Annotated in this window: 25 protein-coding genes; 7 read left to right on the forward strand and 18 right to left on the reverse strand. The window is 68.9% G+C overall.

What is annotated here, in order from left to right; genetic code table 11:
• Positions 1-23: 23 nt before the first annotated feature.
• On the forward strand, positions 24-2009 hold the full coding sequence (locus P6897_RS10045; RefSeq protein WP_282501095.1) for an AarF/UbiB family protein: 1986 nt from the start codon (positions 24-26) through the stop codon (positions 2007-2009).
• On the opposite strand, the gene P6897_RS10050 is transcribed toward P6897_RS10045, so the two are convergent.
• Genes P6897_RS10050 through ribB form a run of 4 tightly spaced genes read right to left on the reverse strand, consistent with a single transcriptional unit; the run spans position 1993 to position 4854 of the window.
• Positions 1993-2436, reverse strand: a complete 444-nt coding sequence (locus P6897_RS10050; protein WP_282501096.1) for an SRPBCC family protein — start codon at positions 2434-2436, stop codon at positions 1993-1995. The genes P6897_RS10045 and P6897_RS10050 overlap by 17 nt on opposite strands.
• A complete protein-coding gene (locus P6897_RS10055; RefSeq protein WP_282501097.1) occupies positions 2433-2987 on the reverse strand; it encodes a hypothetical protein in 555 nt (184 codons plus the stop codon). The genes P6897_RS10050 and P6897_RS10055 overlap by 4 nt, the downstream gene beginning before the upstream one ends.
• A complete protein-coding gene (locus P6897_RS10060; protein WP_282501098.1) occupies positions 2984-4207 on the reverse strand; it encodes a lysophospholipid acyltransferase family protein in 1224 nt (407 codons plus the stop codon). Before P6897_RS10060 ends, P6897_RS10055 begins: the two co-directional genes overlap by 4 nt.
• Positions 4207-4854: a 3,4-dihydroxy-2-butanone-4-phosphate synthase gene (gene ribB, locus P6897_RS10065; RefSeq protein ID WP_282501099.1), complete on the reverse strand. Its 648-nt coding sequence runs from the start codon at positions 4852-4854 to the stop codon at positions 4207-4209. The genes P6897_RS10060 and ribB overlap by 1 nt, the downstream gene beginning before the upstream one ends.
• Positions 4855-5069: 215 nt before the next feature.
• On the opposite strand from ribB, the gene P6897_RS10070 reads away from it, so the two are divergent.
• The 3 genes from P6897_RS10070 (at position 5070) to P6897_RS10080 (ending at position 8251) form a co-directional block, all read left to right on the forward strand.
• The gene (locus P6897_RS10070; protein WP_282501100.1) at positions 5070-7256 is read left to right on the forward strand and encodes an MMPL family transporter; all 2187 of its coding nucleotides are present in this window, start codon (positions 5070-5072) and stop codon (positions 7254-7256) included.
• 117 nt (positions 7257-7373) lie between these two features.
• Positions 7374-7901 carry a MarR family transcriptional regulator gene (locus P6897_RS10075; RefSeq protein ID WP_282501101.1) on the forward strand — a complete coding sequence of 176 codons (528 nt, stop codon included), beginning with the start codon at positions 7374-7376 and terminating at the stop codon, positions 7899-7901.
• A complete protein-coding gene (locus P6897_RS10080; protein WP_282501102.1) occupies positions 7898-8251 on the forward strand; it encodes a LysR family transcriptional regulator in 354 nt (117 codons plus the stop codon). The genes P6897_RS10075 and P6897_RS10080 overlap by 4 nt, the downstream gene beginning before the upstream one ends.
• 4 nt (positions 8252-8255) lie before the next feature.
• On the opposite strand, the gene P6897_RS10085 is transcribed toward P6897_RS10080, so the two are convergent.
• The gene (locus P6897_RS10085; protein ID WP_282501103.1) at positions 8256-8852 is read right to left on the reverse strand and encodes a VanZ family protein; all 597 of its coding nucleotides are present in this window, start codon (positions 8850-8852) and stop codon (positions 8256-8258) included.
• A gap of 167 nt (positions 8853-9019) precedes the next feature.
• Here P6897_RS10085 and P6897_RS10090 point away from each other — a divergent pair, with 167 nt between their 5' ends.
• Positions 9020-9409 (forward strand): hypothetical protein, encoded by a 390-nt coding sequence (locus tag P6897_RS10090; RefSeq protein WP_274178592.1) that lies wholly within the window; start codon positions 9020-9022, stop codon positions 9407-9409.
• On the opposite strand, the gene P6897_RS10095 is transcribed toward P6897_RS10090, so the two are convergent.
• The 7 genes from P6897_RS10095 to P6897_RS10125 all read right to left on the reverse strand — a co-directional run bounded on the left by P6897_RS10095 (position 9390) and on the right by P6897_RS10125 (position 18363).
• Positions 9390-9857: a DUF805 domain-containing protein gene (locus tag P6897_RS10095; RefSeq protein ID WP_282501104.1), complete on the reverse strand. Its 468-nt coding sequence runs from the start codon at positions 9855-9857 to the stop codon at positions 9390-9392. The two genes, P6897_RS10090 and P6897_RS10095, sit on opposite strands and share 20 nt — an antisense overlap.
• Before the next feature lie 23 nt (positions 9858-9880).
• A complete protein-coding gene (locus P6897_RS10100; protein WP_274178593.1) occupies positions 9881-10216 on the reverse strand; it encodes a hypothetical protein in 336 nt (111 codons plus the stop codon).
• 143 nt (positions 10217-10359) lie between these two features.
• Positions 10360-11673, reverse strand: a complete 1314-nt coding sequence (locus tag P6897_RS10105; RefSeq protein WP_282501105.1) for a cellulase-like family protein — start codon at positions 11671-11673, stop codon at positions 10360-10362.
• On the reverse strand, positions 11670-12512 hold the full coding sequence (locus P6897_RS10110; RefSeq protein WP_274179027.1) for an ABC transporter permease subunit: 843 nt from the start codon (positions 12510-12512) through the stop codon (positions 11670-11672). Before P6897_RS10110 ends, P6897_RS10105 begins: the two co-directional genes overlap by 4 nt.
• Positions 12512-13867: a sugar ABC transporter permease gene (locus P6897_RS10115; protein WP_282501106.1), complete on the reverse strand. Its 1356-nt coding sequence runs from the start codon at positions 13865-13867 to the stop codon at positions 12512-12514. The genes P6897_RS10110 and P6897_RS10115 overlap by 1 nt, the downstream gene beginning before the upstream one ends.
• A gap of 88 nt (positions 13868-13955) precedes the next feature.
• Positions 13956-15179, reverse strand: coding sequence for an extracellular solute-binding protein (locus P6897_RS10120; RefSeq protein ID WP_282501107.1), 1224 nt, complete (start codon positions 15177-15179; stop codon positions 13956-13958).
• 187 nt (positions 15180-15366) lie between these two features.
• Positions 15367-18363, reverse strand: a complete 2997-nt coding sequence (locus P6897_RS10125; protein ID WP_282501108.1) for a DUF5107 domain-containing protein — start codon at positions 18361-18363, stop codon at positions 15367-15369.
• A 105-nt stretch (positions 18364-18468) separates the two neighbouring features.
• Here P6897_RS10125 and P6897_RS10130 point away from each other — a divergent pair, with 105 nt between their 5' ends.
• A complete protein-coding gene (locus tag P6897_RS10130) occupies positions 18469-19377 on the forward strand; it encodes an AraC family transcriptional regulator (RefSeq protein ID WP_282501109.1) in 909 nt (302 codons plus the stop codon).
• Between the two features lie 74 nt (positions 19378-19451).
• The gene (locus tag P6897_RS10135) at positions 19452-21725 is read left to right on the forward strand and encodes a beta-galactosidase (protein ID WP_282501110.1); all 2274 of its coding nucleotides are present in this window, start codon (positions 19452-19454) and stop codon (positions 21723-21725) included.
• A gap of 9 nt (positions 21726-21734) precedes the next feature.
• Here the strand turns inward: P6897_RS10135 and P6897_RS10140 are convergent, their stop codons facing one another.
• The 6 genes from P6897_RS10140 to P6897_RS10165 form a co-directional block, all read right to left on the reverse strand.
• Complete coding sequence (locus tag P6897_RS10140; RefSeq protein ID WP_282501111.1) at positions 21735-22724, reverse strand: SRPBCC family protein; 990 nt, start codon at positions 22722-22724, stop codon at positions 21735-21737.
• Positions 22721-22966 (reverse strand): helix-turn-helix domain-containing protein, encoded by a 246-nt coding sequence (locus tag P6897_RS10145; protein ID WP_064954960.1) that lies wholly within the window; start codon positions 22964-22966, stop codon positions 22721-22723. Before P6897_RS10145 ends, P6897_RS10140 begins: the two co-directional genes overlap by 4 nt.
• Before the next feature lie 66 nt (positions 22967-23032).
• On the reverse strand, positions 23033-23428 hold the full coding sequence (locus P6897_RS10150) for a hypothetical protein (RefSeq protein WP_282501112.1): 396 nt from the start codon (positions 23426-23428) through the stop codon (positions 23033-23035).
• A 21-nt stretch (positions 23429-23449) separates the two neighbouring features.
• The gene (locus P6897_RS10155) at positions 23450-23668 is read right to left on the reverse strand and encodes a hypothetical protein (protein ID WP_282501113.1); all 219 of its coding nucleotides are present in this window, start codon (positions 23666-23668) and stop codon (positions 23450-23452) included.
• A 76-nt stretch (positions 23669-23744) separates the two neighbouring features.
• Positions 23745-25388: an ABC-F family ATP-binding cassette domain-containing protein gene (locus P6897_RS10160; protein WP_282501114.1), complete on the reverse strand. Its 1644-nt coding sequence runs from the start codon at positions 25386-25388 to the stop codon at positions 23745-23747.
• A gap of 89 nt (positions 25389-25477) precedes the next feature.
• Positions 25478-25705 carry an RNA-binding S4 domain-containing protein gene (locus tag P6897_RS10165; RefSeq protein ID WP_282501115.1) on the reverse strand — a complete coding sequence of 76 codons (228 nt, stop codon included), beginning with the start codon at positions 25703-25705 and terminating at the stop codon, positions 25478-25480.
• Between the last annotated feature and the right edge of the window lie 72 nt (positions 25706-25777).

A 25777-nucleotide genomic window follows, 5' to 3' on the forward strand; every position in this document is an offset into this window, starting at 1 on the left:
TCGACGGACTCGAGGGGGTATCGATGCCGGAGTGGTTGCTCTTCACCATCGCCGCGGTGGTCTTCTCGATCGCGGCCACCTGGCTCGCCAAGCGGGCGCTCGAGGCGCGGGTCGGCTGGGTGCGCGGTCCTGTCGTCTCGCTCATCGTCTTCGTCGTCTTCGGCCCGCTCGGCATCTGGGTGCTGCGCGGAGCGGGCGTGCTGCAGGAGCAGGGCGGGCTGCGCACGGATCAGCCCGTCGCTTTCGGCTTCGTTCTGCTCGTGCTGGCCTGGCTGTTCGCGATCGTCCTCATCGCCCTCATCACGCTCGAGCTCATGTGGCCGGCGCGGCCGCCGGTCGGTCCCGTCACCTACGTCCGCGAGGCGTTGCACCGCCGCCGCCGGGCGGTGAGGTACGCGCGTATCGTCGCGATCGCCTCGCGGCACGGCCTCGGCGGAATGCGCAGCGAGTCGGCGCGAGCCGAACTGCCTCGGGCGCTCGCGGCCACCCTCGACGACGCGGGCGTGACCTTCGTCAAGCTCGGTCAGATCCTGTCCACCCGCAACGATCTGCTCCCCGCCGAGATCACGAGTGCGCTCGCGTCGCTGCAGATGGACACGACGCCCATCCCCTGGCCGGAGGCCAAGGCCGCGATCGAGAAGCAGCTGGGCCGGCCGATCGAACTCGTCTTCGCCGGCATCGACGAGACGCCGCTGGCAGCGGCATCCGTCGGTCAGGTCCACGGCGCACGGCTCAAGGACGGACGCGCCGTCGTGGTGAAGATCCAGCGACCGAAGGCGCGCGCCCAGGTCGCAACTGACCTCGACATCATCGAGCGTGCCGCCGCCGACCTCGAGCGGCGCACGACGTGGGCGAAGGATGTCGGCGCCTCGGCCCTCGCCGCGCAGTTCTCCGCAGCTCTGCGCGAAGAGCTCGACTACCGCGTCGAGGTCTCGAACATGGAGATGCTGCGCGACTCGATGACGGCCGCCGACGCTCGCGCGGTGCGGATCCCGGACGTCTATCCCGACCTGTGCACCGAGCAGCTGATCGTGATGGAGCACGTGCAGGGCATTCCGTTCAGCCGGCTGCCCGAGCCCGGCAGCGATGCACCGGGCGCCGTCGCTCCCGCGGAGGCGACGCGCATCGCCGACGCCGTGCTCGACGTCATCGTCGGGCAGATCGCACTGCGGGGGGTCTTCCACGCCGACCTGCATCCCGGCAACCTCATCCTGCAGCCCGACGGGATCGTCGCCCTCATCGACTTCGGGTCGGTCGGGATCATCGAGCGCAGTATGCGGCGCCTTCTGCTGCCGATGCTCGTGGCATTGCACAACGAGGACGACTCCGGCGCGACGGATGCCGTCCTGATGCTCGTGAAGCCGCGCGGCGACGCCGAGCTCGATGTCGGAGCGCTTCAGCACGACATCGGCGTCATCCTCACACGACTGCACAACTCCACCTCCGACCAACATCTCTTCACCGCGCTGATCGAGGTGCTCCGGCGCCACCGACTCGCACTCCCGCCCGGTCTGCTGCTGGGGTTCCGGACGCTCGGCGCGATCGAGGGGACGCTGCGGCGCCTCGATCCCGACTACGACATGATCAAGCGCGCGCTCTCTCGGGCCCCGCAGTACGCCCTGCACATGGGCGATCCGCGCTCGGCGGCGATGACCGCTCAGGTGCAGCTGCAGCTCGGGCTCGAGCGAGCGCGTGAGCTGCCCCGCCGCGTGGACGGCATCCTCAGCGACCTCGAGTCGGGCCGCCTCACCGTACGACTCCGCGCTCTGGAGTCCCCCGACGACCGCTCGTGGGTCGAGTCGCTCACCGGACGCCTCACCACGACGCTCGTGGGAGCGACCCTGGTCATCGTCGGCGTCATGATGGGCGTCGTCCAGCACGGTCCACTGCTCACCGACTCGGTGTCGGTGTTCCCGTTCCTGGGTAGTGTGGTCGGGCTCGGCGGCCTGTTGCTGCTGCTGCGTTCTCTGCGAACGGCGCTCGTCCGCCGCGTCAACTCGAACGGCTGAACCCGCGCGGTTGCGGGGCCCGCCGGCGCATCACCTCCTGACGCAGACGTGCGAGGCGCCACGACGCGACCGACTGGAACGCTCGCCTCATGATGGCGAGAACGACCCCGGTGTGAGTGAACTCGTGGCCGACGATCGTCCCGCTCTCGGGGGCCGGACTCGGCCGGAGACGCCAGACGCCGCGTTCGCGTACCCCCGGCGCGTGCAGTTCGTACCGAACCTCGACAGCGGAGATCGCCGTGAAACGGATCGACGCCGGCACGAGACCGCGAACGCGCGTGCGGAACTCCTGACCGACGGCGGCCGACCCCGCCCCCTCTATCGTTCCGAAGGCGGGATTCCACGAGGCGAGCGCGCCCACGTCCGTGAGAACATCGACGATCGCATCAGCGGACGCTTCGATGACCGCCTGTCCGCCGTAGCTCATGCGCTGCGCCGTCCGGCCGCGGCGCCACCGCCTCGCACGAAGGCCAGATAGTCGACGAGCTCGCGTTCGATGCGACTGCGGCTGATGCCAGGCGCCAGGAGTGCGAACGTGATCTGGCCCGGGGTGAACGGCTCATCTATGGCGGTGTCGAGCACGACCGCAGGTCTGAGCAGAGCGGGCAGCCCGTTCCACCGATCGGCCTGTTCCTGAAGGAAGGCCGTCCCGCGCGCACGCACCAGCTCGGGGAGCCAATCGAAATGGTCCACCGAGAGTTCGACGACGTCGGCACCTTGGGACGCCCCCGCCCCCAGCGGCACCTCGCTCGCGAATGCGTCCGCGGTGATCGGTCTCCCATCCGAGACGACAAGCAAACAGCCTCCTCGCGCACGGTGCCTCTCGATGGCTGCACCCTCCTCGGCGTTCGGCCAGTGCTCCGACAGGGTCCATCGGTTGCCGCCCGTGCGGGCCCACCGGATACGGGAGCCGTCGTCGAACACCACCGCGACATCGCCCAGCACCGTCATCGATCCGCTTCTCAGGGTCGCGGTCATGCGAGCACCCCGGAGGGTGAAGGATCGGCGAGGTCCGCCAGCGTCACGAGCTGCAGGCGGGCACGCGTCGCCCGAGCTTCCGCCCGCGACCCCACCACCGCGGGAGCGTCGGCGATCCGCCGCAAGGTCTCGCGCGCGGCATCCACCCGCCCGCTCCCGAGCTGCAGCTCGACCAGACCGCTCAAAGCGCGCGTGTCGCCCTCCGTCGCTGCCTGCGCGCTCCGCGAGAACAGCTGTTCGGCCGAGGTGGAGTCACCGCCGAGTGCTGCCGGCATCGCCAGGTGCCAGCGCGCGAGGAGGTAGTTCGCCAGGGAGTGCTCGGGGTCGGCGCGGAGCACACGCTCGAGGCGGCGACGCACCACCAGGGCCGGCAGGGCACGGAGAGGTGCGGGACGCCGCAGGATCGCCAGGCCGCGTAACCGGGCGTGCTGCACCTCGATGTCAGCCGACCGCGCGTGCGACGACGACATCAGCCGCAGCACGAAGCGCAGACGTCGCTCGTCCGCCACGGCCAGCCTGCCTGCGGGGTCGAGCGCCGCGGTCACGAGGTCATCAAGAGCACGTGGGGCGGCCGAGCCGTCCGCAGCGCGCCAGTCGGTCGCGAGCAGAGCTGTGATGGCGGCCCTCGTCTCCGTGGCCAACCGTTGCGCCGCGCGCTGCTTGCCCCCTGCCAGATCCGGGACGATCGGAGCGCCGAACGCGACGCGGACGCGACCCTCCCGACGGAAGCGGCGGCTGCCCTTCGGTAGCACAGACTCGGTGCCGGTCAGGGCCACCGGGATGATCGGGACACCGGCAGTCAAAGCGAACCGGAAGGCCCCCGCCTGGAACGGGAGCATCTCGTCGGTGGCGTTCCGCGTTCCCTCGGGATAGACACACAGCACCTCGTCGGCGGCGAAAACGGCTTGGACGGCACGGAGCGTGCCCGGGGAGGGGCGGTCTCGCTCCACCGGGATGCCGTACCAGGCTTTCGTCCATACCCGAGACAGGGGACGCTCGAAGCTCTCCTGCTTCGTCAGGAACCACACCGGCCTGCCGACGGCTGCCCCGACGAGCAGCTCCATGACGAAGTGATCGAAGTAGCTGCGGTGGTTGGGAACGAGGACGAACGATCCGGTCGTCGGCAAGTGGTGCAGCCCCTCGACCCCGGCGAGGTGCGTGCGCAGCTGCCGTCGCACGATGGCTCGCGAGATCCGACGCACGAGCACCTCGCTGCGCATCAGCGTGCTCCGTCGAGGATGTGGCGGCGGATGAGGTCGATGCTCGTCATGACGAGGCCGTGTCGATCGGCGAACAGGCGCAGGGCGTCGCGTCGAAGCATCTCACCGTCCTCGCCGATGATCTCGACGATGACACCCGCCGGCGTGCATCCCGCCAGCCGAGCGATGTCCACCGAGGCTTCGGTGTGACCGGTGCGGGTGAGGACTCCCCCGTCACGCGCGATGAGCGGGAAGATGTGCCCTGGACGCTGCAGGTCACTTGCCGTGCCGGTGAGCGCCAAACCGATCGTCGTCGCGCGCTCGCCGGCCGAGATTCCCGTCGTCACGCCGCGTGCCGGCGTTCCGTCGATCGACACGGTGAAGGCTGTGCCCATGTGGTCCTCGTTGTGCGGAACCATGGGGGGAAGCTCGAGCTCCGCGGCGCGAGCGGCCGGGAGCGCGAGGCACACCAGTCCTCGTCCGTGCGTGATCATGAAGTTGATGACGCCCGCGTCGGCATGGTCTGCGGCCGCGACGAGATCCCCCTCGTTCTCACGATCCTCGTCGTCGACGATCACCACGATCTCGCCGCGTGCGATGGCGGCGATGGCTTCCGAAGCGGGATCCAGAACGGTGTCCGCGGCGATGTGGTCGAGCTGAATGGTCATCGTGTTCCCCCTCATACGTGGGCCGCCGTTCTCGGGCGGTCCTATTGATGACATCGCATATATTGCCCCAGCATGCGTGTTGTGTGACTCGAAGCTAGTGGGGCGCGAGTCAAGCTCGCAATACCGGCGCATCTGATCTTCATCTGGCGCAACATGCTGTATACATGACACATCACGCATGTTTGACCACGCAGATCGGAGACACCATGAAGGCCATGACCACCCTCGCGATCCGACGGCCACGGACCGTCCTCATCGCCTGGGCACTGCTGTTCCTGGTGGGCGCTCTGCTTGCTCTCCGCCTGGACGGTGTGCTGAGCGGCGGCGGGTTCACCAACCCGCGAGCCGAGGCGCTGCTGGCCCAGGAGACGGTCGAGGAGACGTTCGATGAGGCACCGAATCAGCTGGTCGTCGTTCTCGACGCCGACGTTCCCCTCACGCCAAGCGACGTGGAGCGCGCGATCGATCTGGCGACCGACGCTGGCGCAGAGACCATTACCACCGCGTTCGATCAGCCCGGACTCGTGTCCGAGGATGGCCGCACCATGGCGATCATCGCGGGTTTCACCGAGGGCAGTACAGCGGTGCAGAACATCGTGCCGAGACTGCAGGCCGCCCTCGACGACGCCGGCATACCGGGCGAGGCCTTCGTCACGGGGCAGCCGGCACTCGACTACCAGTTGAATGATCATTCCAAGGCGGACGCCCTGCGTGCGGAGATCATCGTGTTCCCCGTGCTGATCGTGGTCCTCCTGTTCGTCTTCGGCTCGATCATGGCGACCTTTCTCCCTCTCCTGGTCGCCGGCTCAGCGCTGATGATCTCGCTCGGATTCGGAACGCTCGCCACGGGCGTCACGGAGATCTCGAATCTCTACTCCAACATCGTGTCGATGATCGGCCTCGCCGTCGCCGTCGACTACTCGCTGTTCATCATCAAACGCTTCCGAGAGGAGCTCGCGGCGGGGCGCAGCACGCCTGAGGCGATCACCGTGACCATGGCGACCGCCGGCCATTCGGTGCTCTTCAGCGGTATCGCCGTCGCCCTGGCACTCTCAGCCCTCTTCGTGCCGCAGGTGATGGCTCTCACGAGCATCGCCCTCGGCGGCGTCGTGGTCTCGCTCGTCGCCCTCGGAGTCACCATGTTCGTCCTGCCGGCGGGGCTCGCCTTGCTCGGTACGCGTATCGACGCCGGCCGCATCCCGTTCGGCCGGCGACGGCGACCCGCCGGCACCGGTCAGCACGTCGTGCGATCGCGCATCCGCCGCCCCGGTCTCGTCGGCGCCGCCGGCGTCGCTGCGCTCGCTCTCGCGGCGATCCCGGTTCTCGGGTTGTCGCTGCAATCCCCCGTCGCGAGCGCGACGGTGCTGCCTGCAGACGACCCCGCCCGGCAGGGCCTCGAACTGCTCGAGCGGAACGTCGGGCAGGAAGGACTGTTCCCCGTCGACGTCATCGTGACCTTCCCCGAGGGCACCCAGCCGGTCGATGCGCTCGAGGCGACAGCCACGGCGAGCGCGTGGATCGCCGATCTCTCCGGCGCCGACACCGTTCTCGACGCAGCGTCGCTCGCGCCGCTCGGCGGTTCTGCGGCGATCGCACTCGAAGCGGGAGAGACTCCCCCGCCGCTGCAGCGCTTGTGGCACGCGGACGATGCGGGCATCACGGTGCGCCTGCTGGCGACGACCGCCGAGGGGCCCGACTCCGTCAGTGCTCACGCCCTCGTCAGCGACATCCGCACGGGCCTCGTGGATCGTCTCCCCGACGGCGCGGACGTCGCGGTCACCGGCGCGACCGCGCAGGGACTCGACTTCGACGAGACGATCATCCAGAGCATCCCGCTCATCGCCGCGATCGTCCTCACGTTGACGTTCCTGATGCTCGCCTTCGCGTGGCGATCGGTGATCCTGCCGGCGCTCGCGCTCGTCTTCAACCTCCTCGTCGTCGGCGCGAGCCTGGGCGTGTTGACCCTGTTGCAGGGGTGGATGAGCGACGATCCGCTCAACTCGGTGACACCGGTTCTGCTTTTCGCCGTGATGTTCGGGCTGAGCATGGACTACATGGTCATCATCATGTCGCGCATGCGGGAGCTTTACCGGGCGGGCATGCCCTTCGAGCAGTCGGTGCTGCAGGGCGCTGCCCGAACGCGGACGATGATCAACAGCGCCGCTCTGATCATGATCGCGGTGTTCCTGTCGTTCACGACGGCTCAGATAAGCATCGTCCGCGAGATCGGCATCGGCCTGGCGATCGCGGTCGCGCTGGACGCCGTGGTCATCCGGATGCTGGTGATGCCGAGCATCCTGCGAGCCCTCGGGCCACGCTCGTTCGGTCGCCGCACGGAGCCGTCCGCACCGTCGACGGCCGCCGACACCGGCATCCCCGCGCCGGTCCCCGCGCTCACCTGACCCGCGGTCGAGCGGACCGGCCGCCCGCCCAGGCGCGGCGGCCGGTCCGCTCGACACTTCCTGACACAATGGGGCGGGACCCTCCACCCCACCGCCCCCGAACAGCTGGAACCCGCAATGACCGACACGGCCACCTCGCCGACGACCGACCCGCGCGAATCGGGACTGGCACCGTTCGAGCTGCGTTATCTCGTACTGGCGGCGCAGCGCGAAGGCAATCGCGCTCTCAGCCGGCAGCTCGCGCCCCTCGGACTGACGTCGTCGCAATTCGAGATCGTGCTCGTCCTCGACTCCTACGGGCCGATCTCTCTCAAGGAGCTCGGCGGCCTCATCGTCTGCGAAACGGGCAGCCCCAGTCGCATCGTCGACACGCTTGTGCGTCGTGGATTCGTCGAACGCGCGACGCATCCGGCCGACCGCCGCGCGGTGGCGCTGCAGCTGACCGCGGCGGGAAAGGCGCTGGTCCCGCAGCTTCGTGAGATCGACCGCGCCGTCGACGAGGGAGCCCACGCCCAACTCGACCCCGAGGACCTCCTCGGCCTCACCCGCGCACTGCGCCTCTATCTGACGGGCAGCGAGTACGGCGCGGTGCTCGAGCGCCGCTTCGGCGATGATCGCGCCACCCCGCCCGACGGTGCCCTGTGAAGATCCGCGATCTCGTCCACTTCGTCGCCGTCGCCGACACCCTGCATTTCCCGCGCGCTGCCGAGAAGATCGGTGTCTCGCTTCCCGTGCTGTACTCGTCGATCGACCGGCTCGAAGAAGAGGTCGGGCAGCCACTGTTCGTCAAGGACGGCGGCAAGCCCCGTCTGACCCCGGCGGGCACACTGCTGCTCGCGGACGCACGCGCCGAGGTCGCCGCGGCTCCGGCCCCGGCGGTCGCGCCCCGACAGAAAGCGTCAGGCGGCGGCAAGGCGAAGGCGTCGAAGGGCTCGGGTCGCGCGCCCATCGTGAAGGGTCAGCCCAAGCCGTACAAGAAGCGCCAGGGACGCTGACCCCTCAGGCGCGGGAGGCGACCGTCTCGCGGTCTCGCGCCCCCGCATTCCCCTGGGGGTACCAGCGGAACCGGTCGATCAAGCGCGCCAGCACGGGAACGCGCGCGAGCAGGAGCAGCAGACCGTAGCCCAGCGCACCGCCCGCGACGTTCGAGAGGAAGTCGTTGACGTCGGCGATGTGTCCGCCGGCGAAGTACGCCTGCGCAGCGAGCTGCAGCGACTCCACGGTCAGGCTCGTGATCGCCGCCGCGCCGACGACCTTCAGCCACGTCGGCCGGGCGAGCATGAGCGGAATCAGGATGCCGAGCGGCACGAAGACGAGCATGTTCATCAGCGCGTCGTCGAGCTCGTAGTCGGCGAACGGGATCAGCGCCAGGCCCGGCGTCCAGGGCACCCCCGAATCGGGCTTGTCGAGGAAGATCGGGAAGATCGTGTTGCCCACGATGCCCGCCGCGTAGACGCCGACCGCCGCGGCCACGGCCGCACGAGGCAGCGAGAAGCTGCGCCGAGCCCACAGCACGGCCAGGAGCACGGCGAAGACCACGATGCCGAAAGGGATGACGACGGGAAGGACCGGTACTTCGGCGAAGGGACTGCTCATCACCGTCGACGCTATCGGAACGTTCGGCGAAGGCCGGGTCGAGGTCATCCACGCCCTGAGCGGAGCGGGCATACGCGAAATCCGCCGCGTCGGCTAGGGCCTCTCGATTCTTCGGCGTCGGTGCGAGAGTTTCGTCCGGACCTCTCGCACCGACGAACGGAGCCGTCATGACGGACGCCAACACCTCACCTGCCACGGGCGACGACGCCGCAGTCGACGATGCCGACGCGCAGACCCCGACCCCGGAGGCGTCCGAGAACACCACGGGCGTCACCCGCGCCGCGTCGCGGGTCGTGCACGGTGTCGCGGATACCGGCAAGGGCGCCATCCACAAGGTGCAGGATGCCGCGAAGGACGCGCTTCCCGATGCCGTTCCCGACGTCGCTGACAAGATCGTCGACGCGGCTGCCGGCTTCGCCACCGCCCGGATCGATCAGAACGTCACGGTCGTCGACGGCGCGCTGACGCTCACACGCCGCACCGGCAAGGCCGCGCGCATCGCCGCAGTCATCGGTGTCGTCGCCGTCGTGGCGCTCCTCATCGCCCGCCGCTCGTAACGGGATCGAACCGCGCTCCCCCGCGCTCGCCGCGCATCGAGAGCATGATCGCGAGGGCGATCCAGCCGATCAGCGGCAAGACGATCAAGAAGAACCACACGCCGCTGCGGTTCGTGTCGTGCAGGCGACGCCAGGTGACGGCGAGCATCGGCAGCAGAGTCGCCAGCGAGAAGACGAGCACGATCACGTCGGGGACGTCTTGGACCACGCGTGTGTCGATCGGCCGCCAGTCGCCTGCGGTGACACCGTTGACGACCTGCACGGCGACGGGAAACAGGACGATCACGAGCGTCGGCCACCAGAACTCCGACCGGCTCGCGCGTCCGCGAAAGGTCGCGTAGTTCTGCAACCATCGCCGCAGGGCCGCGAGCGGCGGCGCGCCGATCCAGGGCTGGGCCAGCGGGGGTTCGATGAGACGGTTCGGCCGGGGTGTCGCGTCGCTCGTCATTCCCCGAGCCTAGACGGCGCTCCTCAGGGGACCTTCGGGCCTGCGGCATCCTTCGACTCGAGGAAGGCGCACAGCGCGGCTGCCGTATCGAGCTCCGCCGTGAGCGCCGAGACCTGCTCGTGCGACAGCGCGATCTCATCGGGCTGCGGCTCGAAGACCACGCGCCAGCGGGGGTCATCCGTCGTCGGCGGGCGCGTGTAGACCGTTGTCGATGCGTTGCGCAGCGGTACGACGATCAGGCCGCCGTCCTCGCCGTCCGAGCTGTCCTGGAGCGCCACCTTGATGAGGTCGCCCTCGCCGTGCCGCTCGTGGAACTCGGCGATCCACCCTTCCAGGGTCTCCCTGCTGCGAGAGGTCATACGGCGCTCTTCCTGACCGGGGAGCCGGGGTGTGGTGGCTCGTTCAGGCAGAGAGTAACACTCGGGATGCCGCCGTCTTGCACGCTCGGAAACACTGCTACGCGGCCGGATGCGGTGAGCGATCGGCGACGCGAGCCGATTCCTCACACGCCCGCTGAGGCGAGGAACCCCTCGTTGCACTCGCGCTGCAGCGCGACGTCACGCCACATCGGATGATGCGGCGCCGCGTTCGAGCACACGATGGTTCCCCACGCGCCGATCCGAGCCGACTCCGCCATCGCGAGGCGGCAGAACTGCGCGCCGATCGGCCCCTCCTCGAAGTCGCCGTGCAACGGCGTGTAACCGACCCAGCCTTCGCCGAAGACGGTGGGGATGCCGCGCTCGGCGGCACGGTCGGCGGCGACGTCGAGCCAGAGACTGAGCTTCAGCACCATCTCGTGGTGGTGGACCTGGTAGCGCTCGTAGAGGAAGCGGTCGAAGGCCGCGGCGTCCACCCAGTCCATGAGGTAGATCTCAGGTTTGCCGACGATGGTCGCCTGCATCTTCCACGCCACCTCGTCGGGCAGCACCCAGCTCGTCGGCTCCGGGGCGTCCGCGCGCAGCAGGCCTGCCGCCCGAACCGCCTCGACGGGGAAGTCGGCGAGGCTCCCCCGCAGGTCGAATGCGGCGGTGATCTCGTCGAGGACGCCGTAAACGTAGGGGTGGGTGACGAGGACGTCCATCTCCCGCGGAAGCGTCCGCATCGCCGCGACGGGGACGCCGGCGTAGTTGACGGTGACCGGGTGTGCGGGGTGGCGAGCGTGGAAGGCGGCGAGCCCGCGGTCGAGGCGAGGCGTCAGCGCCGCGATCGCGGCGTCGGGCTCGGTCGCGGCATCCGGCAGGCCCTCGCCGAGATAGCCCGCCTGGACCTCGTTGTGCAGCTCGGTGAACGCGATGCGATCGTCGAGTCCCTCGGCCGCGACGAAGGAGACGAGGTCGGCGAGGCTCTCGGCCAGGCGGAGCGGTCGGACCTCGGGCGCAACCGCGATGAGCGCCTCCCACCAGGCCGGGTGGGTGGCGAAGACGGATGACTGCTGATACTCCCACGACGAGAGGATCACGAACATGTCGTGCCGCTTCAGAACCCGGAACAGCTCGAGGAGGTGTGCCCGGGCGTCGATGCGGGTGGGCGAGGCGACGTCGTACCAGCGGACGTTCTGCGCGTAGTCTCCGCCGAGCCGATCGAGCTCGAGGTCGGACGTGTCGAGGTCGGTTCCGAAGAGCAGGAACGGCATCGCGCAGATGCGCACCGTGTTGTAGCCGCGGGCGACGGCGTCGGCTGCGGCCGCATCCAGGTCTTCGAACGGCTCCCCCGCGCCGGTTCGGACGTACCACGAGAAGTCCCACAGCGTGATCGTCAGTTTCTCGGGCAGATGGGCGGGGATCGGCACAGGGACGTAGGGCGCGGGCGTCGTCATTCTTTGAGGGCTCCGGTCGACAGCGAGGTGATGAGGGATTTCTGGGTGACGAGGAAGAAGATCATGAACGGGATCGCCACGATGATCGCGCCCGCCGCGAACGCGGTGAAATCGCTGTTCTTCTGCGAGACGAAGCTCACGAGGCCGAGGGCGAGGGTCTGCATCTCGGGGCTGCGCAGGACGAGCTTCGGGAAGATGAAGTCCATCCAGGGTGCCGCGAACGTGGTCACGGCGAGGAAGATCAGGATCGGCTTGGCGATGGGCATGATGATCGTCGCGAAGGTGCGCAGGTGCGAGGCGCCGTCGAGGCGGGCCGCCTCGTCGAGTCCGTGCGGGATCGTGTCGAGATAGCTCTTGACGAGCCAGATGCTGTACGGCAGGTTGCCCGCGAGGTAGACCAGCACCAGCCCCCAGAGCGTGTCGAGGGCGCCGATGCGCATGAGGATCACGTAGACCGCGATCATCCCGACGAACGACGGGAAGATCTGCAGCACGATCATGCTCGTGAGGAGTGATCCCTTGAAGGTGAACGAGAAGCGCGAGAACACGTACGCCGAGAGCGAGGCGATCACGAGCGTTCCGAGACAGGTGCACGCGGCGATGATGAACGAGTTCAGGAACCACTGCGGGTAGAGGGTCTGCGTGAACAGCTTCGAGAAGTTGTCGAGCGTGAACCCGTTGGCGAACGGAATGGGCGATAGCGACGCCGCCGACCGGCCCGGCGAGACGGCGGAGCTGAGGGTGAACAGAATGGGCCAGATGACCACGATCGACAGCATCACGCAGCCGATGATGACGACGGTCGTCCAGACCGCGGCGCGGACTTTATCGATGCGCATCACAGTTCTCCCTTGAAGGCCTTGGTGCGGCGGAACTGCAGGATCGCGAACGGAGCGAGCACCAGGAAGATGACGACCGCGATCACCGCGCCGTAGTTGTACTGGAGCAGTTCGATCGTGATCTTGTAGATCCAGCTGACGAGGATGTCGGTCGAGCCTGCGCCCGTGCGTGTCGTATCCGCCTCGTTGGGCCCGCCGTTGGTGAGGAAGTAGATCGCGCCGAAATTGTTGAAGTTCGCCGCGAACGACATGATCAGCAGCGGCGCCGTCTGGAAGAGGACGAGCGGGAACGTGATGAAGCGGAATCGCTGGATGCCGGTCGCGCCATCGAGCGCGGCGGCTTCACGCACATCCTGCGGGATCGCCGTCATCGCGCTCATCGTCAGCAGCATGAAGTACGGGAACCCGCACCAGAGGTTGATCAGCACGACGGTGAATCGAGCGAGGGTCGGCTCGGTGAGCCACGGGATGGCGGTGTCGATGATGCCGAGGTCGAGCAGAAGCTTGTTCACCGAACCGAACGCCCCGTTGAGCATGTTGCGCCAGACGAGCAGTGAGACGACCGCCGGGATGGCGTACGGGAGGATGAAGATCGCCTGGAAGATCGGCTTGATGCGGAAGTTCGACTCGTTGAGGATGACGGCGAGGATCATGCCGCCGAAGAAGCACGTGGCCACGGCGAGCACCGCCCACACGAGCGTCCAGATGAAGACGCGCACGAGCGCGCCCGCCCACAGCTGGTCACCTCCGAACATCGCGGCGAAGTTGTCGAAGCCGACCCAGTCGACGGTGTTGGCCGGGGGGATGTTGTTCGGCGACGAGTAGTTGGTGAAGGCGACGAGCGCTGAGAACACCAGAGGCACGAGCACGAAGAAGAGGATCAGCACGACCATCGGCGCGAGGCCGAGCACGGGGAAGGCGCGCGTGGTGATGGCCGAGAGCTGGCGGCGCGCCGAGGTCTTCTCCCGGTTCACGCCGAGGCGGTGATCGAGCATCGCGCTGCGCACCGAGATCGCGTACACGGCGAGGAACACCGCAACCACGGCGGACGCGAGCACACCGTCGATGAGCATGAACAGCGAGTTGTCCCGTTCGCGCACCGGCAGCTCGGGCTGCGGTGTGCCGAGGGTGATCATGCCGACCACGTTGCCGATGAGGAACGGCGCGGCGACGAGGAACAGCACCTCGACGGCAGCGAAGGCAGCGCCCTTGTAGCGCTGTTTCAGCACGGTCATGTGGGCGAGGCCCATGAACGCGAGCGCGAGCAGGCGCACGCGACGGGCGTCGGAGGCCGAGGCGGCCGGGGTCTCGGGGCGCGTCGCCTCGTCAGCCGGTCGTCGCGTCAGAAGCGACATGTCGTGAACCCTTCTCCGGGCGGCGACGCTCCCGCGGCTTCGCCGGAGCGAAGGGCGGGAGCGCCGCTGCGTGGACGGTGACGAGGCGTCACTGACCTTCGATGACCGAGGTGGCCGTGGCGAGTTCGGTGTCGATGTCGGCACCGTTCCAGATGTTCTTCACGGCCGAGTCCATCGCGAGCCAGAACTGAGCGGCCTCGGGGATGGACGGGCTCGGGAAGGCGTAGTTACCCTGCTCGATCAGGCCGAGGGTGGCCTCGTTGTCGACGGGGATGTCGGCGGACGGCACCGATCCGGTCAGGTCATAGGCGAGCTGGAGCATCTCCGCGCTCGCGAGGAAGGCGGCGAAATCCTGCGCTGCCTCGGTGTGCTCGGAGTACGCCGAGACGTACATCGTGCGCGAGTTCGAGAACGACCCCGACGGCTCGTCCGAACCGGATGCCGCCGGCATCGTGGTCACCGCGTAGTCGAGGCCCGCGTCGTCGAAGACGGGGATGTTCCAGGAGCCGGTGAGGGTCATCGCCGACTGGCCGCTCTCGAACAGGGTGTCGACCGTCGCGTCATCCAGGTCATCGGCGGCGACGTCGAGGACCTCGCGGAGCTTCACGAGCTCGGCTGCGCCCTCGGCGGTCGCCGCCGTGTCGGTGTTGGGCTGGCTGGGATCGTCGACGTTCTCGCCGAAGGGCAGGTTGTCGGGCTTGTCGAAGAGGAACGAACCCGCGTAGTACACGACGCCCGGGTTCATCGCGAAGCCGTACTTGCCGGGGTTCTCGGCGGCGAACTGCTTCGAGAAAGCGACGACGTCGGCCCAGGTCTTCGGCGGGTCGGCGACGTACTCCTTGTTGTAGAACAGCGAGTAGGTGTCGATCGTGACCGGCACGCCCCACATCTCGTCCTCATAGGTGACGTTCTGCACGGCCCCCTCCAGCAGCTCGTCCCTGAGCTCATCGGCGCCGGCGACGGCGAGGATGTGGCCACCGGCGACGAGCTCACCGGTGGCGTTGCTCGGCGCTGCGAACACGTCGGGTCCGACGCCGGCCGGGCCATCGAGGGCGATCTGGGCGGGGGCATCGCCGAGTTCGACGTTCTTGTACTCGATGGTGACGTTCGGATTCTGCTCCGTGTAGGCCTCGCCGGCCTGCTTGATGAAGTCCGAACGACCCTCGAGTGACTCCCAGACCACGAGAGTGACCGCGTCGCCCTCGCCGCCCGCAGAGCCCGAGCCGTTGTCGCCGGAGCATCCGGCGAGGGCGAGCGCCGAGATGGCCATGACCGCGGCGGCGACCACGGGCTTGTTCACAGGGTTCTTCACGATGGTTCTCCTTTGTTCCTCGTGAGGTCCGGCGGCTCGGTGCAGGGCGCGCCGGATGATCGGGTGGTGCGTGCGACAGGACCGGGAATCGACATCGCCGGGTGTGGTGCGGTTTCGGTTCGACATCGAACCTGCGCCTCAGGCTAGGTCGGACCCGGTCCTCGAACGATGGGCGAATCGCTGGCATTCATGGACGAAACGACGCATCGTGACGGTGGTCGGATGCCGGCTCTCGGACGAAGAGCAGCAGTTCGGGAAGGCTCGTGGCGAAGTAGTCGGTGACCCCGTCGTCGTGTCGCGCGACCGGTGCCGTGTACGGGCTGCGCGCCTCGCCGAGCGTCGCGGGGGGCTCGGCCGGCGGCATCCCGAGGGCGTCGTGAACGGCATCCCAGGCGGCGATCGCCAACCCTTCTCCGCCCTCCCAGGGATGGAACGATCGCGTGGTCAGGATCTCGTACGCCGTTTTCGCGTCACCCTCGGCGACGAGCAGCGTCACGTAGGCGATCGTCAGGTCGTCGCGTCCGAGCACGACATGCTCGAGCGGGCGCAGGCGCGCGAGACGCTCACCCGTGCTGTGCCCGAGTCGAGTCGCGAGCTGATCGCGCTCGAAGAGCAGGCGGGCATCGCCCGGCGCGGCCTCGACCGCCCGTTCGTAGAGCAGCCAGGCGCGCTCATCGTCGGCGTCGATGTTGTACGCGGCGAGGCCGGCGTTGCGCAGAAGCACGGGAGTCGCGTCGCCCAGCTCGAGGGCGCGCGCGAAGTGCGCGCTCGCTTCGGTCCGGCGATGGTGCGCGTAGAGGAGCGTGCCGAGCAGGTGATGCGCCACGGCATCGTCGGGGTCGGCCTCGAGAGCCGCCGTCAGCGCGTCGGCGGCGTCCAGACCGGCCGGGAATGCTCGGGTGAGGTCGGAGCGACGAGCGCGGGCGCGCTCGGCGGCAGCGCGCGCGGGGGCGCCGCTCGTGTCGGCGAGCTGCGCCGCCATGTACGAGGCGACGGCACAGAGGTTCGCGGCGAGCCCGGGATCAGCGTCGGCGACCCGGTCGAAGAGCGCGGCGGCCGCGTCGCGTTCGCCGCTGTCGCGGAGATCGAGGGCGACATCCAGCAGGATGCCGGGATCTGCCACGTCTGCGCCGTCGAGAATACGCAGCCACGCGTCGAGCGGGTCGAGCGCCCGGGCGGCGGTCAGCACCGCGGCGGCCGCATCCTCGTCGCCGGCGCGACGGAGCAGGATGACGCGCAGGGCGGCACGGCGCGCATCGTGCCCGGCGACCTGGTCGAGCTCGTCGAGCACGCGGAAAGCTGCGCGGTGCTGCGCGCGCTCCGCGAGCGACTGCGCGAGCGCGAAGCCGGCCGCAGCGGCCCAGGTGCCGTCCCAGGCGGCCTTGCCGAAGGCGCGCTCCGCCTCGCAGCGGCGCCCGAGGCGCTGCAGCACGAGGCCATGGAGATAGAAGGCCTCGGCATCCATCGGGTTCGCGTTGCGCCGGGTCAGTCGGGTCAGCGCGCGCTCGACCCGCTCGAGAGCCGCGTCGTAGCGTCCGGCCCGGTAGTCGAGGTCGGCGACTGCGAGGTTCGTGCGCACGTCTCCCGGATCGATGCGCAACGCCGCGTTCCAGTACGGCAGCGGGGAGCGGGTCGGGTGGCGGTACTGGCTGAGGTGCAGACCCGTGAGATAGAGCTCGTCGACCGAGTCGATCTGCTCGGCGAGCGGAGGCTCCTCGGCCACCCACGGCTCGTCGTCGGCGACCGCGACCGGCGCCCATCGAACGAGGAGGCGACCCGTGGCGTCGGTCAGCTCGACCCGCAGGTCGCCCGCATCCGTCGCGCCGACAGCGTCGGCCGACAGCTCGGCGACATCGCCCGGACGGAGGTCGACCGTGCGGGCTGCGATGACGTCAGCGCCTGACATGACGCGCAGCGCGGCGCCCCGTTGAGACCGCGTGACGGCGACGGCGGCGCGGATGCCGGTGTCGCTGCGGTCGACGTGCACGGCGGCATCCGGGGTGGCCTGAGACGCCGGTCCGATCGCGGGGATCGGGTACCAGTACTGCGTGAAGGTCTTCGTCTCGCCCGGCAGGAGCCAGCTGAAGTCGGGCTGATTGTCGGTGTAGACCCCGGCCATGAGCTCGACGTAGGGGCCGTCGTCGTCGGTCAGCTGGGCATCCCAGGCGTGGCCGAACGGCGCATCGCCCCACGTCCACTGCTTCTTGCCCGGCGAGACGCGGCGCTCGGCCCAGTGCACGAAGCCGGCGCCGGCACCGTGGTCGTATCCGCCGAAGAAGTCCTCGTTCGAGTCGACGATCATGTAAGACGTCGGCACCGGGATGTTGCGGTACCAGTCGATGCGGTCGGTCCCGGGCTCAGCTGCCGCCCGCTCGGGGTAGTCGACGCCGTAGTAGGGACGATCCGCTTCCGGGAACGCCGTCAGCGCGCGACGGGCGTGATCGGCGACGTAGCGCACGTCCTCGGGGAAGAACGATTGGTAGTCGTCGCCGACACGCGCGGCGACATTCGCCCACCAGAGGAACGTCTGCCGCTCCTTGGTCCGGTTGTGCAGCCGCACGACGAGCTCGACGACCGAGCTGTCCGGCCGCAGACGGATGCCGTGCTGCGCCGACATCCGCGCGAAGGGGTCGTGGTCGTGACACCAGACCGTGGCCGAGCCGTCGGGGTCATGCTCGATGACGGTCTCGACGGGCAGGTAGGTCGCCGGCCGGTGGTGCTGCGGCCAGTTGAACTCGACTCCCCCGCTGATCCACGGGCCGGCGAGCCCGACGAGCGCGGGCTTGATGACGTTGTTGCGGTAGAAGAAGTCGTATCCGGTCGTCTTGTCGAACCCGATGTGGATGCGTCCGCCGAGCTCCGGGAGCACCATGACGCGCACGTACGCGTTCTCGAGGTGCACAGCCTGCCACGAACGGCGCACCGGCTCGTCGGCGACGGACTCGGTGAATGGGAGCGGGTACACGGTGCCGCGGGACCCCTGATAGACGCGTTGATCGAGGAACATCGGGTACGGGCTCGGCGTACCCGCCTCGTAGGTCAGGATCTCGACCGACTCGCTCCACGCCACCGCACGGCCGGCGGCGATGTCCGACGCGAGGTCGGCGTCGGCCTCGGGCAGCACGAGCTTCTCGGGGCCGCCGGCGGGGCGGGGATCGAACGGTGCGGGGTGATGAAGGGTCATCGCTGACCTTTCCGTTTCGGCGTGGCGGAGGGGCGACGTCGGTGACGCCTGGGGCAACGCTATGCGCGTCGCCGTGATCGGAATATGGTGAGAACGAGGACATACATGGACGAATCAGCGAACCAGGCCCAGGATCAGCCACGCATTCAGCCGCACGACCGGATCGATGGGTTCGAGAATCAGCGCCTCGTGGTCGTTCCGCGTCCGCAGGTCGACATCGCCCTCGATCGGCCGGGAACACGTCGCCTCACGGTGACGGATGCGGGCTACTTCCCCGCCGCTGCCGGGCACCGCCGCGTCCGTGCGCACGGCGCCAGTGAGACGATCATCATCCTCTGCGTCTCCGGTTCCGGCACCGTGTCGATCGATGGACAGGAGCACGCGCTCACCCGCGGCGCCTGCGTGATCATCCCGCCGCATCGGTCGCACGTTTATCAGGCTTCCCCCACCGACCCATGGACGATCTGGTGGATGCACCTGCGCGGTTCAGATGTCGCGGAGCTGTCGTCCTCGATGCTCGGCGCCCCTCGCCCGCTGACGCGTCTGCGATCGGTCGACCGGGTGTCGGCGCTCTTCGACGAGATCGTCTCACTGCTGGAGCGCCGCCTCTCGCAAGCGCACCTGCTCTCGGCATCCGGTCTCGCGTGGCATCTGCTGACGCGCATCGAGGCCGACAGCGTGCTGCCGGCCGATGGCTCGCCGCTCGAGCGGGCGATGCGCTACCTCGAGGCCCGCGTGGACGGGTCGATCCAGGTCGCCGAGCTCGCCGACCTCGTGGGCATGTCGCCCTCGCATCTCAGCGCGCTGTTCCGCCGGGCGACGGGCGGCGGGCCGGGCGCCTTCCATACCGGCGTCAAGATGGCGCGCGCCCGCGAGCTGCTCGACACCACCGAGCTTCCGATCGCCGACGTCGCCACGGCTGTCGGCTACGTCGATCCGCTGTACTTCTCGCGTCACTTCCGCCGGGTGCACGGCGTCAACCCCACGACCTACCGCGCACAGCACAAGGGCTGACACCGCACGAACGTCCATGTCAGCGCGCGCATTGTGCTGATGTGCACCGGCGCGGCGCCCGTATCGTCGATCGCATGCCCACGATCTCCCGCTCCACCTCCGCAGCCCCCGTCACGCGTCAGGGCGGTGCCGGCCTCGAGATCGATGCGACATCGCTCATCCGGGGCGGCGAGCGCTGGTTCCCCGTCATGGGCGAGTATCACTTCAGCCGCGATGTGCCCGAACGGTGGGAGCACGAGCTGCGCAAGATGAAGGCCGGTGGCATCGACACCGTCGCGACCTACCTCATCTGGATCCTCCACGAAGAGATCCGCGGCGAGCGCAGCTGGGCGGGCCACCTCGACGTGCGCCGGTTCGTGGAGACCGCCGGACGCGTCGGTCTGAACGTCGTCATGCGCATTGGACCCTGGGCGCACGGTGAGGCACGCAACGGCGGGTTCCCCGATTGGCTCCAGGCCCTGCCGGTGCGGCATCGCACGAACGACCCCGCCTATCTCGACCTCGTCGAGGACTGGTACGCCGATATCGAGCGTCAGTTGCGGGGACAGTTCCGATCGGATGATGCTCCCAACGCGCCGATCATCGCGGTGCAGGTCGACAACGAGCTCTACGACCAGCCCGAGCACCTCGCCTCGTTGCGACGGCTCGCCGAATCGGTGGGTATGACCGCGCCGTTCTGGGTCGCCACGGGCTGGGGCGGTGCCCAGGTGCCGCAGGACGAGCTCATCTCCGTCTACGCCGGCTACTCCGACGGGTTCTGGGAGGAGTCGGATGTCGAGCTGCCCGCGTTCTCGCGGATGCACTTCATCTTCAGCGACGTGCGCGACGACCTGAGCGTCGGCGCCGACGTGCGCAACGCCCCCGAGACCGACGGTCGCGACGACCATCGGTATCCGTTCATCACGTGCGAACTCGGCGGCGGCATGGCCGTCGCCTACCACCGCCGCCCCCACGTCGACTCCGCCGACATCGCCGCGCTTGCGGTGACCAAGCTGGGCAGCCGTTCGGCGTGGCAGGGCTACTACGTCTACCACGGCACGACGCAGGTCAACGGGCGGCTGAGCGGGATGCAGGAGTCGCAGGCGACGGCGTATCCGAACGACCTGCCGTTGAAGGACTACGACTTCTTCGCACCCATCGGAGCAGCGGGCACGCTTCGGCCGCACTACCACCTGCTGCGCACCCAGCACCTGTTCCTGCAGGAGTGGGGAGCGGAGTTGTTGGAACTGCCGGCTGTCTTCACCGACATCGAGGATGCCGGTGTCCGCTCGGCCGTCCGGGTCGCCGACGGCCGCGGGTACGTGTTCATCAACAACCATCAGCCGGCCGCCGCCGCGCTCCCGGCCCTCTCAGACGTGCAGCTGACTCTTCCGGACGGCACGGTGTTGCCTTCGTCGCCTACCGACGTGCCGGCCGGGGCCGCAGCGTTCTGGCCGGTCGCGCAACCCTACGGCGACGTCGCCGCGCTGTCGGGAACCGTGCAGCCGATCACGCAGATCGACACCGCTGAGGGTCTTGTCGTGGTGTTCGGGACGACCGCGGGCATCGACGTCGAGCTCGACCTGCGCGTCGACGCCGGTGTTGCCGTTTCGGGCGCCCAGGAGATCGAAACGCCGCAGGGCGCACGCTGGGTGCCGACGGCGGCGCCCGGGCCGGACTGCGTGATCACGGTCGGCTCCACCCGGTTGGTCATCCTCGACCCCGATTCGAGCGCACAGGTCTGGGCCGGCGAGGTGGACGGTCGGCGTGTCGTGGCGCTGTGGGACGGCGGTCTCACGTTCACGCCCGACGGTCTTCTCCTCGAGCGTTGGAGCAGCGCCGCCGACATCCTGACGATCCCGGCGCTCGAGGGTGCCGAGCGTGCCGGAGTGTTCTCGCGACGAGCGCTGGCGCCCGTCGATGGCGACACACCGGTGGCGGTGCGGTCCGTCCGCGGGGCTTCAGGCGCTCCCGAGCTCCGGCGGGGCGGCACCGCGAACCGCTTCAGCGCGCCCCTCGAAGCGGAATGGGAACAGGCGGCGGTCTTCGAGATCGAGACGTCAGCACTCGCCTACGAGGAGGATGCCGCGAACGTGCTGCGCCTCACCTGGTTCGGCGATGTCGCGCGCGCCTACGTCGGCGACGAGCTCGTCGCCGACCAGTTCTGGTACGGCCGCACGTGGGACCTGGATCTCGCGGTGTTGCAGCTCGCCGGGCGCCCCCTGCGCATCGAGATCCTGCCGTGGAACGGTGACACCGACTTCTTCGTCGACAGTCGAGTGCGGGGCGATCGCGTTGCGGGCCGCGCAGAGATCGCGTCGGTGAGGCATGTGCGCGCGCCGCGGGTCGTGGTGCCGCTCGGGAGCTGAGCGGCACGCTCAGCGGAACGCGCGTCCGATCGAGGCACCCAGTTGCGAGATCTGCAGCCAGATCGCGAAGGTGTAGAGGGGCCGCATGAGCCAGCGCAGCAGCGGGATGCCGCGACGCGAGCCGGTACGTTCCCAGGCCTGGGAGATGCGCAGGTGGGTGCCGCCGGCGGCGGGTTCGAGTTCGATGCGCGTGCGGCGCCTGTTCGACGTGGCCGAGTCGGGCCAGGTCGTCGTCCACTCGATCATGGTCATCGGCTCGAACCCCACGAGCTCGACCCGAGCACGCTGACGATCGGGCCGGACCCGCTGCGGTTTGCCGTTGGGCGCGGTCTCGAGCGCGTGTGCGGTCCATACCGACCGCGCCTCCACCTCGTCGGGCACATCGCTGACCCGGCCGAATGCGAGGTCCCATTCCGGCATCCGCGTCGGGTCACTCACGAGCGCCCACACGTGCGCGACGGGTGCGGCCACGTGAGCTGCGCCCGCCCCTGACAGCGATCGACCGTCGACGGCCCCGCTCGGCGGCGACGGGTACTGCTCAGCCTGGTCGAGGAGCTCACGCACGTGGTGCGCCGTCGTGTCGAGCCGCTCGAGGATCGCCTCGATCAGCCCGCTGCCCTCGGCGAGCAGTTCGCGCAGCACCGCAGCGGCGTCGCCGCGCTTGCCCCCCTTGGCCGCGCGGCGCAGTACCTCGAGGGCGCGGTCGTTCCAGTCGAAGTCGCCGCGCTCGTGGAAGGTGATGCGCCCCGGGCCGGGCGCCGCGGCCTGCACGCCGAGCGAAGCCAGTTGATCGGCGTGCTGCTGCTCGACCGCCGCGCGAGTGCGCTCGAGGTCGACGCCGAGCGCACGCAACACCTGACCGGCGACCTGCTCGTTGATCGTCAGTGCCAGCAGCAAGTGGTCGATGTCACCGCTCTGCTCGCCGAGTCGAGATGCCTCCTCCGCACCGGCGAGGGACAGGTCGTACATCGTCGCGGTCGCTACCGTCAGCTTGCTCATCGGGTTCTCCTGGGGACGTCGATGGTCGGATCGATCCGTTTGGCGTACTTCTTGTGCACGGCCTGGCGCGAGACGCCGAGCGCGTCGGCGATCTCTTGCCAGCTCATGCCCGCGCGCAGGCCCGCCTCGACCTGCGCCAGCTCGAGGCGCTCGGTGAGAGAGCGCAGCGACGCGATCGCACGCAGACCCGCACGTGGATCACGCGTGTCTGCGGCGACGCCGGCGATCTGGGTGGATTCCATATAAGCAACCTAGGTTGCTGAAGAGCTCCTTGTCAACCTTGGTTGCCAGCCGAGGGCTGCGTCGGACTACAGCCCACCGCGGATGATGACGACGCTGTCACTGATCTGCTCTCGGCCCGGGCGGCTCTCGGCATCCGGCAGGTAGCTGAAGTCGCCGACCTCGACGGCGGGCCCGCCCGTGACGGTCGTTCCGAGCCCGCCCCCGGACGAGCATGCGGTGCTTTCGAAGCCGCCGTCGCGGAGCTGAATGAGGCAGATCTCGTCGTCCTGGCTCTTCGCGAGGAACAGCTCGACCCCGTCCACCTCGCCGACGAAGCGCGTCGTCTCGGACGCGATGCCCTCGATCGCCCGCTCGTCGTCGACGACGTCGCGGTCGGTCTGCTTGGTCGCAAACTCAGGCAGATCGCCTGCCGAGCAGCCGGCAAGCAGCAGGATCGGTGCAGCCACGAGCAGTGCTTTCATCGGCGATCGCATGCCCGCACCTTATCGGCTGGAGGTTTCGGCGGAATCGTCGTTGGCGGTGACGCGCTTCTTGATGCTCACATACCAGGCGGCCAGCAGCGCGGCCACGAGGAGTTGCATGAAGAACACCATCACGTACTGCTGGGTCAGACCTCCGACGAAGATGCCGACGCCGATGCTCAAGACCGCGACCGCGATGACTGTCACGTAATAGGCACGGAAGGGATCTGCACCTTGCATGAGGTTCTCCTCTCGATGATCACAGTCTGCGCTGTGGTCTAGGAGGGCGTCCAGCCGTGCGCCTGACGCAGTGCTCTCAGGCCTCGGTGACGCGGCCACCCTCGACGTGCCAGCGGCGGTTGGTGCTCACGGCATCCAGCATCCGCCGGTCGTGGGTGACGAGCAGCAGCGTGCCGTCGTACGACTCGATCGCCTGTTCGAGCTGCTCGATCGCGGGCAGGTCGAGGTGGTTGGTCGGCTCGTCGAGCACCAGGACGTTCACGCCCCGCGCCTGCAGCAGGGCGAGACCGGCGCGCGTGCGCTCCCCCGGCGACAGCTCATCGACCGGGCGCAGCACGTGATCGGCCTTGAGACCGAACTTCGCGAGCAGCGTCCGGACCTCCCCCGACGCCATCTCGGGCACGAGAGCCTCGAACGCGTCGGCCAGCGGACGAGAGCCCACGAGCAGCGAACGCGCCTGATCGATTTCGCCGATGCTCACGCTCGACCCGAGGCCGGCCGATCCCTCGTCGGGAGTCTGCCGACCGAGGATCGTGCGCAGCAGCGTCGACTTGCCCGCGCCGTTCGGCCCGGTGATGCCGATGCGGTCGCCGGCGTTCACCTGCAACGACACCGGTCCGAGGGTGAACGAGCCCTGTCGGACGACGGCACCGTTGAGCGTCGAGACGACCGAGCTCGACCGCGGCGCAGCACCGATCGTGAACTCGAGCTGCCACTCCTTGCGGGGCTCGTCGACTTCTTCGAGCCGGGCGATGCGGCTCTCCATCTGGCGCACCTTCTGCGCCTGCTTCTCGCTCGACTCCGTCGCGGCCTTGCGCCGGATCTTGTCGTTGTCGGGGTTCTTCTTCATCGCGTTGCGGACGCCCTGGCTCGACCACTCGCGCTGCACGCGGGCTCGAGCGACGAGATCGGCCTTCTTGCCCGCGAACTCGTCGTACTTCTCGCGCGCGTGACGGCGCACGGTCGCCCGCTCTTCGAGGTAGGCGTCGTAGCCGCCGCCGTAGATGCGGTGGGAGTTCTGCGCGAGGTCGAGCTCGAGCACGCGGGTGACGCTGCGCGCGAGGAACTCGCGGTCGTGGCTGACCAGCACGACTCCCCCGCGCAGGCCGCGCACGAAGGCTTCGAGTCGCTCGAGCCCGTCGAGGTCGAGGTCATTCGTCGGCTCGTCGAGCAGGACGATGTCGAAGCGCGAGAGCAGCAGCGCGGCGAGTCCGACGCGCGCTGCCTGACCGCCCGAAAGAGATGTCATGTGGGCGCCGTCGGCGTCGAGCTCGAGCCCGAGGTCGGCGAGCACGATCGGCAGGCGCTCGTCGAGGTCGGCGGCGCCGCTCGCGAGCCAGCGTTCCAGGGCCGTGGCGTACCGGTCGTCGGCGCCGGGGATCGAGGGGTCACCGAGGTCGGATGCCGCGGCGTTCATCTCGGCCGTCGCCTCGGCGCATCCCGTACGGCGGGCGATGTACGCGGCGACGGTCTCACCCTCGACGCGCTCATGCTCCTGCGGCAGCCAGCCGACGAACGCGTCGGCTGGAGCGAGGCTGACAGTTCCCGCCTGAGGGGCGTCGCGCCCGGCGAGGATGCGGAGCAGTGTCGACTTGCCGGCGCCGTTGGCCCCGACGACGCCGACGACGTCACCCGGGCTGACGGTGAGATCGACGCCCTCGAAGAGTGTGCGGTGGCCGTACCCGCCGGCGAGGCCCCGAGCGACGAGAGTTGCGGTCACCGGACGATTCTTCCATCTGGTGGGTGCGGCGCTGGATCGGTGCCTGTGTCGGCCTTGTGGCTAACGGAATGTGAACCCGTGAGCCACGGTCAGGGCTGCACGCGAACGGAGCGCCCGTCGTAGGTGACGACATCGCCCGTCTGCAGCTGTCGCCCGCGTCGGCGGTCGACCTCGCCGTTGACGGTCACGTATCCGTCGATGATGGCTTCCTTCACGTCGCCGCCCGAGTCGAGCAGGCCCGCGAACTTCATGAACTGGCCGAGGCGGATGCCGTCGCTCCCGATCGAGACGTCGGTGATCCGGGTGGAATCGGGCATGGAGAAAGGCTAGCCGAGCGCTCCCCCTGGCCGGCGCGGGGCGGGTCGGCGTCGGATTCGCGCTGAGGAGAG

The sequence above is a fragment of the Microbacterium sp. BDGP8 genome, from assembly GCF_029991045.1.
GTDB classification, from domain to species: domain Bacteria; phylum Actinomycetota; class Actinomycetes; order Actinomycetales; family Microbacteriaceae; genus Microbacterium; species Microbacterium plantarum.